Source organism: Tahibacter aquaticus (assembly GCF_004363655.1).
In the GTDB taxonomy this organism is placed as follows: Bacteria; Pseudomonadota; Gammaproteobacteria; order Xanthomonadales; family Rhodanobacteraceae; genus Tahibacter; species Tahibacter aquaticus.
This window is the reverse complement of the sequence record NZ_SNZH01000022.1, coordinates 88,217-94,962: the sequence shown is the minus strand read 5'-3', so window position 1 is coordinate 94,962 and position 6,746 is coordinate 88,217. Positions and strand designations below refer to the sequence as shown.

Genomic DNA, 6,746 nt, shown 5'->3' with positions numbered 1-6,746 from the left:
ACCGTCACGCTCGCCGGCACCGTGTCGCTCACCGCGATGCTGCTCGCCGCACCCGGGCCGTTGTTCGTCACCACGATGCTGTAGTTCAGCGGCTGGCCCGGCAGGTAGCTGCCCGTGGGGGTTGCCGTCTTGGTCACCGCAAGGTTCACAATGGATGTATTGGTAAATGTGCAACTGACATCTGCGTCCGGCATCGTGAACGTGCCGGATTGGTTGCCTGCCGCCGGCACAACCGTCGCGCCGGTACAGGCCAATGCGGTGGCATAACCGCTCAAGCCTACGCTGGGCGTGCCGGCGAGTTCTGCAATCGTCACTGTCGTACCGGGAACCACGGTCGTGGCGCTGCCCGTGCCGCCGTTGCCGACATTGGTCGCGACGGTCGAACCGTTGACCTGCAGGTCGAAGCGCCCCGCATCTGCCGCAGGACTCAAGGTCTTGTTCAGCGTTACCGTCCGCGGTATGCGCGTATTGGTAAATGTGCACGTCACATTCGCATCCGGCATGGTGAAGCTGCCGGACTGGTTACCCGCGCCAGGTGTCACTGTTGCACCCGGGCAGTTCAGTGTCGTGGTGTAGTTCGCCAGGCCCGTGTTGGGCGTACCGGCCAGTTCTGCAACGGTGACTGTCGTTCCGGGCGTAACCGCGGCATTGCTGCCGCTGCCGCCGTTGCCGACATTGGATGCCACCGTCGCCGCATTGATCTGCAGGTTGAAGCGGCCTGCGTCCGCCACCGGCGAGAGCGCCTTGACTACCGTTACCGTGCGAGGGATGCGCGTATTGGTAAATGTGCACGTCACGTTCGCGTCCGGCATGGTGAAGCTGCCGGACCGGTTGCCTGCACCCGGCGTTACGGTTGCACCGGGGCAGTTCAGAGTCGTCGTGTAATTCGCCAAGCCCGGATTCGGCGTACCCACCAGTTCCGCAACGGTGACTGTCGTTCCGGGCGTAACCGCGGCATTGCTGCCGCTGCCGCCGTTACCGACATTGGATGCCACCGTCGCTGCATTGATCTGCAGGTCGAAGCGCCCCGGATCGGCGGTCGGCACCAGCGCCTTGACTACCGTCACCGTACGTGGAGTGCGCGTGTTGGTGAACGTACAGTTCACATCCGCACCGGGCATCGTGAACGTACCCGACTGATTGCCGGCAACCGGGGTGACGGTGGCGCCCGTGCAGGCCAGCGTCGTGGTGTAGTTGCCCAGGCCCGGGCTCGGTGTGCCGGCGAGTTCGGCGATGGTCACGGTCGATCCGGCCGTCGCGATCGCCACGTTACCGCTACCGCCATTGCCCACATTGGTGGCCACGGCGCTGCCATTGACCTGCAGGTTGAATCGGCCCGCATCGGCTGCAGGAACGACGACCTTGTTCAGCGTCACGCGGTTGGCCAGGACAATGCGGTAGTCCTCGACCTCGCCGCCATCTGCAGCAATGCCGATGGGCGAAGTGACATTGACCGCAGAGCGCCCCAGGCGCACGCGCACGAAGGTCGGTCCGCCGACGACGATGGAAGGTATCGTAAAGCTCGCGTTCTGGCTCGTCGCTCCGGCTCCGCTGGCATAGGTCAGCGTGCCGGACTGCTCGCCGGCATCGACGAAATCGCCGTCGCTGTTCCAGTCGATATAGGCCACGACAAAGGCATTGGTTCCCGTGGTATTGCTGACGGTGACCGGAAAGCTGAAGGTGTTGCCGATCACCGGGGTGAGATTGGCCGGCACCGTCGCGCCGTCGTCGCCCGTATCGCCGGTAGCCGTGGCGTTCTGCAGCGCATCGAGTTCGGCTGTTGCCGTCGTGCCGAGAAACAGCCCCGCCACGAGGCCGTGACGCGCGCCATTGTCGGCCAACAGGCTCTGGTAGTTGCCCTGTGCGGTGCCGGCGCCCGTATCCGGCGCATCTCCGAAATCGATGGGGCAGCCGGCCTGGAGCAGCGGCGCGATGGTGACGTCGTCGATGGCGAAATCGTTGTCGCCCAAACTGGTCGTGAGGTTGAGCACTTCGAGCCTGAAGGCCGTGGCAGCACCGGAATTGACGTCGATCGTTGCCTGGGACCAATCCGACGGGCCGACAAAGGCGCCCTCCTTGTCAGGCATGGCGCCAGTGTCGCTAAAGCCGATCACGGCATTGTCGGAAGCGCGGACCAGGCGGATGCGCAGATTCGGCCAGGTGCCGTTGTAGCCGACCAGGTTGATCGCGTTGATCGCGAACATACTGAGCCGGTAGTTCTGGTTGGCGACCAGGCTGATGTCCTGTCGATAGAACACACCGACCGCGGTCGAGCCGTTGACGGCAAGATAACCATCGGTCGTGCTGCCGGGATCGGGCGCACCGCCCGCATGCCCCGGCAGGTTATGCCAATGCGCGGTACTAGGATGGAGAGGAGCCGAGTTGACCTGGGAAGTGACGACATACCTGGCTTCCGGAACCAGCGCATTCGCAGCGGCGCCACCATAGGCATAGGCTCCGCCGGGTGGAATCTGCAGGTCGCGCGTGAATGGCGGACCTGCCGCCAACGTGCCAAAAGAACCACCGCTCTCCGCGGTAGCCAGGTTGCCGCAGCTGGTCCCCACCGGGATTGGAATCACTTGCGCCTGGGCTGCGGGCGCAAGCAGCGCCGCCGTTGCTCCAAGCACGACCATCAACCACGAGAGCAAGCGCACCCGGTAGCGCGCAGCTATTACGGGCAAAGAAATTGGGAGATCCGCTTGACCAAGCATGCTGCGAAACTGCCGGTCGAACCATGTCCCGAAGAATTTTCCGCTCCGCTTGCTCATTACAAAGTCTCCACCGGCATAGATGGGATAGAGCACAGCCATGAACCCGCAAAGAGCGATCAAGACCGCAGCTAAACCCCTTTAGGTCACGCCGAACATGTCCCGACGACATGGCCGTGACGCCATCGCTTGCTGTAAACGTGCGTACATTGCTTGCCGACTTCCGAATGCCCGGCGGCGAAATAGGGCCGTGAAACCGGCTTGCCGCGAATTGACTGCACGACGCCCGGCGCCCACGAACCGAACAACGGCCCTCAACACGGCGTGTGGCACCGGTATTCCCGGCGCGGGTCTACCTGATGCGCAACGCCGTCGTCGATGCCTTCGATCCCGAGAGCCCCTCAAGAATCTGCCGTCACTGCATTCGTTCGCGCACAATTTCTCAACAAATGGAAATCGGCTACGCGAATGGAAGGGCAGCGTAACAGTCGAAACAATACATCCGCTTGCGTACGCATCTAAAGTTTCAATTCGCGAGCGAATATTTGTCGAATTCCTTTCGATTTCTATTGATTTTCGGCATTTTCGCCAAATCCATTCGCTATAGAATGGAAAATTGAAGCCACTATTTTGTCGATACGCCGGACGAATGTTCGGCGGTCTGCATAAGCGCAACGGCCAAACAACGGTGAAATGCACGACGCAGTGAACGAATCAACGCATGCCCGGCACCGAATCGGTCCGAGGGCGAAGGTGGCATACAGGTCCAGACTGCCGGCCACGTGACGTCATGCCGCAGAACATCGCCGGAAAGGCGAAGCCGCGCCGGCACTCCAGACGGTACCGCGATCTTTTTCGATAACACTGTTCAAAAATTAGATGAAGTTTTCGACAAATGCCGAATCGCATGGATGTCCCTCATGCCGCCGTGAGGGAAAAACTCAAGAACTTTGGGTATTTCTCCGCCCCCACGCCCGCCGCGCGAGCTTCGCATGCGGCCGAGCGGGGACAGACAGCGCCGCAAATCCCAGCAGACTGGAATCGGCGCGGCGGCGCACGACGTGAGCAGCCGCGCCGATGCGCGCTACGCGGCGCGCATGGCGATACCGCAACGCGTCGAGCAGGATTTCAGCGAATGAAGACACCACTGCGCGAACGGAGAGCAAGCGTCGGGGCGGCAGACCAGCTAGTGCGCAGTAGCGGGCAGGCCGTATATTCGCCAAAGGAATATGCGTGGGTCCGCTGAGCATTTCGGTGTAGCCGTATGGCCGTCTATGCTGCTATGCAGCACGGCGCATTGCGCCCACTTTCTGGACCTAACATGACTTCCCCCGCCTCGGCCCGGGCGCTATTGCCGCTGGGCCTGTTTCTGTCGCTGTTTCTCGGTGTCGGCCTGTGGTTCACCGCACTGGGTCATGTAGACGCTTTCTATCAGCTGCGTGCGCCCATCGCGATTCTGCCGGCCATTGCGCTGGCGCTGTGGCTGGGCCGGCGCAGCAAGCCGCTGGACACGTTCCTCGCCGGCATGGGCAACAGCGATGTGATGCTGATGTGCCTGATCTTCCTGCTGGCCGGCGCCTTCGCCGCGGTGAGCAAGGCCATCGGCGGCGTGGATGCGGTGGTCTACCTTACGCTGTCGGCTATCCCGTCGTGGCTGGCCTTGCCCGGCCTGTTCCTGGTCGCTGGTTTCGTGGCACTGGCCATGGGCACGTCGATGGGCACGATCGCGGCGGTGGCGCCGATTGCACTGGGCGTGGCTGAAGCCGCCGGCATCGAACCGGCGCTGGCGCTGGGCGCGGTGCTCAGCGGCGCCACGTTCGGCGACAACCTGTCGGTGATCTCGGATACCGCGATTGCGGCTTCGCGCCTGCAAGGCGCCAGCATGCGCGACAAGTTCCGCGCCAATTTCTGGCTGGCCATTCCAGCCGCCATCGCCTGTCTGGTACTGCTGGCCGCGCTGGGCACCAGCAGCAGCGCACCGCCGCCGGCGGCCACCGCTTCGCCCTGGCTGGCACTGCCGTATCTGCTGGTACTGGTGCTGGCACTGATCGGCATCGATGTATTGATTGTGCTCAGTGTTGGCCTGCTGCTGGCCGGCGCATTCGGCCTGGCGCTCAAGACTGATTATTCGCTGGCGGTGTTCAGCAACGATATTTATGCCGGCTTCGAAGGGATGTTCGAGATCACCCTGCTGTCGCTGCTGATCGGCGGCCTGGCAGCGCTGGTTCGCGCCCAGGGTGGCCTGACCTGGCTGGCCGCGCGCATCGCCCGGCTCGCTGGCGGCAGCGGACGGCGCAGCGGCGAGTTCTCCATCGCCGCCGTGGCTACGGTGACTGACGTGTTTACCGCCAACAACACTGTGGCCTTGCTGATCAGCGGTAACACCGCGCGGGAGATTGCCGAGCGTCACGGCGTGAGCCCGGCCCGCAGCGCCAGCCTGCTCGACGTCTTTGCCTGCGTTACCCAGAGCGTATTGCCGTATGGCGCGCAGATTCTGCTGGCCGCCTCTATCGCCAAGGCGTCGCCGCTGCAGCTGGTCGGCACGGTGCACTACGGCTGGCTACTGGCCCTGGTCGCCCTCGCCTCGATCGCGCTGGGCCTGCCGCGGCGTGCCGGGCAGCCGGGCCAGCCGGGGCTGGCTAGTCAAGCCGGCTGATCGGGGATCAGCTGGCTTTCCAGATAGGCAATCATGTCCTTCAGGCGCAGCTTGCGTTTCTTCAGGCGCTTCAGCTGTAGCTCGTCGGCCGCATTGGTGGCCGAAAGAAGCAGGATGGCTGCGTCGAGATCGCGGTGCTCGATACGCAGTTCGATCAGCTGACGGGTGATTTCGGCGGGATCGTGGTTGAGCATCGGTGCGTGGCGTGGGGAGTCGGGCGAGTGTAGCGGGCTTGGGCAGCGGCTCGTAGAGCATCGGCCGACGGTGCCCTGGCCGGGCGGCGAACCGAACCGGCTACTGATGCGGGCTGCCGCGCGACAGCCCGCTCCTGGCGCACCCGGCGACGGTAACCGGCGTCCCCTTTTCCGCGCGCCGGCACAAGGGCGACGCGAGGCGAGATGCCGGCGTCGTACCGGCCTTGGCGCATCGGGCGGGGCGGGGCGGCGCTGCTACAATCGCCGCCTTCATCGCTGCGCCACGACCATGAGCCCCGCCGCCGTCCGTCAACAGGAAATCAACGCCAACAAGCTGAACAAGCGGCTGCGCCGCCAGGTTGGCCAGGCGATTGCCGACTACCAGATGATCGAGCCGGGCGACCGCATCATGGTCTGCCTTTCCGGCGGCAAAGACTCGTATACCCTGCTTGACCTGCTGAGCCAGCTGCAGGCCAAGGCCCCGGTGGATTTCGAACTGCATGCAGTACACCTGGACCAGAAACAGCCGGGCTACGACCCGGACACGCTGCCGCGCTATCTCCGGTCCATCGGCATGCCGTTCACCATCCTGCAGCAGGACACCTACAGCGTGGTCAAGCGCGTAGTGCCCGAAGGCCGCACCATGTGCAGCCTGTGCTCGCGCCTGCGCCGGGGCAATCTGTACGACCATGCCTTCGCCCAGGGCTTCAGCAAGATCGCACTGGGCCACCATCGCGACGACATCGTCGAAACGCTGTTCCTGAACCTGTTCCACCAGGCCAAGCTCAAGGCCATGCCGCCCAAACTCAGATCCGACGACGGGCGCAACGTGGTGATACGGCCGCTGGCCTATTGCCGCGAGGACGACATTGCCGGCTACGCCGCACTGAAAAGGTTTCCGATCATGCCCTGCAACCTGTGCGGCTCGCAGGAAAACCTGCAGCGCAAGGCGATCAAGTCCATGCTGGGCGAATGGGAGCGGCAATATCCGGGCCGCGTCGAGAATGTCTTCCGCGCCATCGGCGACGTTTCGCCCTCGCAGCTGGCCGATCGCAATCTGTTCGATTTCGCCGGCCTGGGCAGCCGCGGCGACGCCCGCCTCTCGGCCGCGGACTGGCTACGCGGCGAAGCGGCCGTCGCAGAGGTTGAGACTGCCGCCAGCTAGCTTGCGCGGCCGGTCCGCGCCGT

Annotated in this window: 5 protein-coding genes; 3 read left to right on the top strand and 2 right to left on the bottom strand. The window is 63.9% G+C overall.

The window, feature by feature from the left end; genetic code table 11:
- A partial coding sequence (locus DFR29_RS26200) for a GEVED domain-containing protein (protein ID WP_166654350.1) occupies nucleotides 1–2,564 on the bottom strand: 2,564 nt, incomplete at its 3' end.
- 1,136 nt (nucleotides 2,565–3,700) lie between these two features.
- Between DFR29_RS26200 and DFR29_RS29445 the strand changes: the two genes are divergently transcribed.
- Nucleotides 3,701–3,847: a hypothetical protein gene (locus DFR29_RS29445; RefSeq protein WP_166654349.1), complete on the top strand. Its 147-nt coding sequence runs from the start codon at nucleotides 3,701–3,703 to the stop codon at nucleotides 3,845–3,847.
- A 182-nt stretch (nucleotides 3,848–4,029) separates the two neighbouring features.
- Nucleotides 4,030–5,364 carry a Na+/H+ antiporter NhaC family protein gene (locus DFR29_RS26195; protein ID WP_133821609.1) on the top strand — a complete coding sequence of 445 codons (1,335 nt, stop codon included), beginning with the start codon at nucleotides 4,030–4,032 and terminating at the stop codon, nucleotides 5,362–5,364.
- Here DFR29_RS26195 and DFR29_RS26190 read toward each other — a convergent pair.
- A complete protein-coding gene (locus tag DFR29_RS26190) occupies nucleotides 5,352–5,558 on the bottom strand; it encodes a YdcH family protein (protein WP_133821608.1) in 207 nt (68 codons plus the stop codon). The genes DFR29_RS26195 and DFR29_RS26190 overlap by 13 nt on opposite strands.
- A 289-nt stretch (nucleotides 5,559–5,847) precedes the next feature.
- Between DFR29_RS26190 and ttcA the strand changes: the two genes are divergently transcribed.
- Complete coding sequence (ttcA, locus tag DFR29_RS26185) at nucleotides 5,848–6,723, top strand: tRNA 2-thiocytidine(32) synthetase TtcA (RefSeq protein ID WP_133821607.1); 876 nt, start codon at nucleotides 5,848–5,850, stop codon at nucleotides 6,721–6,723.
- The last annotated feature ends 23 nt before the right edge of the window (nucleotides 6,724–6,746 follow it).

Bases quoted from the DNA above. Each gene is read 5' to 3' on its own strand.
- DFR29_RS29445 (WP_166654349.1), top strand. From the start codon at position 3,701: ATGCGGCCGAGCGGGGACAGACAGCGCCGCAAATCCCAGCAGACTGGA.
- DFR29_RS26195 (WP_133821609.1), top strand. From the start codon at position 4,030: ATGACTTCCCCCGCCTCGGCCCGGGCGCTATTGCCGCTGGGCCTGTTT.
- DFR29_RS26190 (WP_133821608.1), bottom strand. From the start codon at position 5,558: ATGCTCAACCACGATCCCGCCGAAATCACCCGTCAGCTGATCGAACTG.
- ttcA (WP_133821607.1), top strand. From the start codon at position 5,848: ATGAGCCCCGCCGCCGTCCGTCAACAGGAAATCAACGCCAACAAGCTG.